Source organism: Candidatus Clostridium helianthi (genome assembly GCF_045310795.1).
GTDB lineage: Bacteria > Bacillota > Clostridia > Clostridiales > Clostridiaceae > Clostridium > Clostridium helianthi.
The window spans coordinates 1,212-2,860 of record NZ_JBJIAB010000087.1 but is presented as its reverse complement, the minus strand read 5'-3'; the positions used below and the strand labels follow the sequence as shown (position 1 = coordinate 2,860).

General features: G+C 51.2%; 1 rRNA gene (only partly in view). It reads right to left on the bottom strand.

Annotation, left to right across the window (positions count from 1 at the left end):
* Nucleotides 1–1,649 (bottom strand): 23S ribosomal RNA (locus tag ACJDTP_RS27215); its annotated part runs 1,211 nt beyond the window's last position; the annotation flags it as partial.

Sequence of the window (1,649 nt, the reverse complement as noted above, 5' to 3'; positions counted from 1 at the left end):
ACTTACACCTCTGACCTATCAACCTTGTAGTCTTCAAGGGGTCTTACTAGCTTATGCTATGGGAAATCTCATCTTGAGGTGGGCTTCACACTTAGATGCTTTCAGCGTTTATCCCTTCCCGACTTAGCTACCCAGCTATGCTTCTGGCGAAACAACTGGTACACCATAGGTCAGTCCATCCCGGTCCTCTCGTACTAAGGACAGCTCCTCTCAAATTTCCTACGCCCGCGACGGATAGGGACCGAACTGTCTCACGACGTTCTGAACCCAGCTCGCGTGCCGCTTTAATGGGCGAACAGCCCAACCCTTGGGACCTACTTCAGCCCCAGGATGCGACGAGCCGACATCGAGGTGCCAAACCTCCCCGTCGATGTGAACTCTTGGGGGAGATCAGCCTGTTATCCCCGAGGTAGCTTTTATCCGTTGAGCGATGGCCCTCCCACGAGGTACCACCGGATCACTAAGCCCGACTTTCGTCCCTGCTCCACTTGTAGGTGTCGCAGTCAGGCTCCCTTCTGCCTTTACACTCTTCGAACGATTTCCGACCGTTCTGAGGGAACCTTTGGGCGCCTCCGTTACATTTTAGGAGGCGACCGCCCCAGTCAAACTGCCCACCTAACAATGTCCTGTCACCAGTTTCATGGCATCCAGTTAGAACTTCAATACTATCAGGGTGGTATCCCAACAACGACTCCACCAAGGCTGACGCCCTAGTTTCCCAGTCTCCCACCTATCCTGTACAGACAATACCGAAATTCAATGCTAAGCTACAGTAAAGCTCTACGGGGTCTTTCCGTCCAATCGCGGGTAGCGAGCATCTTCACTCGCACTACAACTTCGCCGGATTTGCAGTTGAGACAGTGCACAAGTCATTACGCCATTCGTGCGGGTCAGAACTTACCTGACAAGGAATTTCGCTACCTTAGGACCGTTATAGTTACGGCCGCCGTTTACTGGGGCTTAAGTTCACACCTTCGCGATATTTCGCTAAGTGTTCCCCTTAACCTTCCAGCACCGGGCAGGCGTCAGCCCCTATACATCAGCTTTCGCTTTAGCAGAGACCTGTGTTTTTGTTAAACAGTTGCTTGTGCCTATTCTCTGCGGCCTGATTTCTCAGGCACCCCTTCTCCCGAAGTTACGGGGTCAATTTGCCTAGTTCCTTAACTGCAATTCTTCCGTCGGCCTTAGGATTCTCTCCTCATCTACCTGTGTCGGTTTGCGGTACGGGCACTACTTCTCTCTCTAGATGCTTTTCTTGGAAGCATGGAATCAGATACTTCGGTTCCGTAGAACCTTCCCCATCACGCCTCAGAATTGTTGGAACGGATTTGCCAATCCCAACTCCCTAAACGCTTAGACTAGCATCCAATAGCTAGCACATCCTATCCTTCTCCGTCACACCATCGATAATAACGATTATAGTGGTATTGGAATATCAACCAATTGTCCATCGACTACGCCTTTCGGCCTCGCCTTAGGTCCCGACTAACCCTGAGAAGACAAACTTTACTCAGGAAACCTTAGATATTCGGCCTGTAGGATTCTCGCCTACATCTCGCTACTAATGCCAACATTCTCACTCGTAATCAGTCCACCGCTCCTTACGGTACGACTTCAGCCCGATTACGACGCTCCTCTACCGCTCACGT